This window comes from Promineifilum sp. (SeqCode) (assembly GCF_041918635.1).
Taxonomy (GTDB): domain Bacteria; phylum Chloroflexota; class Anaerolineae; order Promineifilales; family Promineifilaceae; genus Promineifilum.
On sequence record NZ_JAYRVJ010000076.1, the window covers coordinates 1 to 2,112 of the forward strand.

Here is a 2,112-nt window from a genome sequence, read left to right on the forward strand (position 1 = left end):
TCCAGTCGCCGTCGTGTCGAGGCCAACGGCCTACCCGCAAGGGAGCGTCGGGGGCCATTAGCTATTTCCACAGGTCCACAATTGATGCGCGCCCAACCGGCCCCGCAACGGCCGGGTGGCGACGCATTGCCCGTTACCAAAGCCGGCCGCGCGCCTTGCCAGAGGGGAGGGCGGCGGATGGTTTCATTCACATGACCAGTTTACAGGAAAGGTGAGACATACCATGAATACCCGATTTTCCACTACCAGCCGCATCGTCATCCTGATGGCGCTGCTGCTGGCGCTGGCCCTGCCGTCCATTGTGGCGGCGGCCAACACCGTGGTCACCCCGGCCAATCCCGATGGCTGGGCTATTGCCAACAAGCGCACGGATGCCAACGCAACGATCAGCACCACTGAACCGCGCGGCGGTCTGGGCTCTTTAGAGTTCGTGTCGAATGCCGTGACGCCCGGCTCGCCAAGCCAGGACAAGGTCGACTTCCAGAAGCTTTGGAACTCACCTGCGGTAGCCACTCGGACGCTGGGAAATCTGTCCAAGGTATCCTACGAGTTCTACCGCGACAGTTCCAGCACTACCGCATCGCACTTCGTGCCGGTGTTCAGGCTGCCTTTCTATCATGACATGCCTCCACTCGGGACCGTTGGTGCAGAAGACTATACCGGCTATCTCATCTGGGAAGCGATCTACAATGGATATCCTGCCCCGGGTGGCGTGCCGGCTGACCAGTGGATTGCGGTGGACATGACCACGCAGTACTTCTGGATGTTCAAGAGTTCCGGGCCTGGCGGCAGTGGCGTGGTTCAGAATTACGGCGTCACGCTGAGCGACTGGCTTAACGGCAACCCGCAAGGCCAACCTGGCGATCCGACTGTACCCGATCTTGACGCCACCACACTTATTTATGGTGTGAACACTGGTATTGGGTCAGGGTGGGGAGCTGGGAAGCAGTTCCAGGGCTTCGTTGACAACGTTGTTGTTGAGTTCGGCGCGGACGTGGTCTCAGCCAACTTCGAGCCGAACCCGCTGTGCACGACGGTCTGCTACGCCGACGATACGGGCAGCGACGCCAACGGCGGCACCAGCCCGGCCGACGCCTTCAAGACGATCCAGAAGGCGATTGACACGGTGCAGCCCGGCGGCGTGGTGCGCGTGTTGCCCGGCAGCTACAACGAGACGGCGGTCAACCGCTGGGTGCTGGGCGTGAACGGCCCGCACCAGTTCGGTCTGTTCATCGCCAAGAACGGCGTGACGCTGCAGGGCGTGACGGCCGCCGACGTCGCCATCACCGACCCCAACGCGACCGAGGCCGACATCACGACCAACGCCACGAACAACTTCGGCACGAGCGGCATCTTCGTCGAGGGGGATGACGTGACCATCGCCGGCCTGGAGATCGGGCCGAACATCCCCGGCGAGAACAAGACGATCGAGATCATCGGCGACGGCTTCACCCTGAAGGACTGCCTGATGACCGGCGACGGCATTGACGGGGCGTACCCGTACTTCGGCGACTGGCGCTATGACACCGGCACGGGCGTGGCCCACATCGAGAGCTACACCGTGACGCACAACGTCTTCGGGCCGGGCAGCCAGGTCGCGGTCAGCAGCGGCGCGGGGGCCAGCGGGCCGGTCAGCGGCCGGAAGATCACGAACAACGTGTTCACGATGAACGCCGGTCAGACCTGGGCCAGCATCAGCTTCAACGGCAACGACACGACCGTGCCGTGGTACACCTACCCGGTCGGCGGCGCGGTCATCACCGGCAACACCTTCACCAACAACGCCGCCGGCGGCCAGCACATCCGCGTGCGCGGTGTGATGGACGACTCGGAGTTCGACTGGGCGTCGTACTGGAACAACAACACCTACAACAAGGCGGTCGTGGCCGGCGTGAACCCGCCCAACGACGTGCGGGCCTGGAGCTACACCACGCCCGACCCCTACGTCTTCAACGGCGTGCGGGTCATCGCCGCGGGCATCCAGTCGGAGATCGGCCACGCCCAGGCGGGGGATACCGTCCTGGTGAAGGCGGGCACGTATCCCGAAAGCCCCAACGTCAACAAGTCGCTGACGCTGAAGGGCGAGACCGGGCGCGACGCGACGATCATCCA

At 63.7% G+C, this 2,112-nt stretch carries 1 protein-coding gene; it reads left to right on the forward strand.

Annotated elements, in window-relative coordinates; all coding sequences use genetic code 11:
• Window positions 1–223: 223 nt before the first annotated feature.
• On the forward strand, window positions 224–2,112 hold a 1,889-nt coding region (locus ACE3UY_RS02515), incomplete at its 3' end, for a DUF1565 domain-containing protein (RefSeq protein ID WP_374685977.1).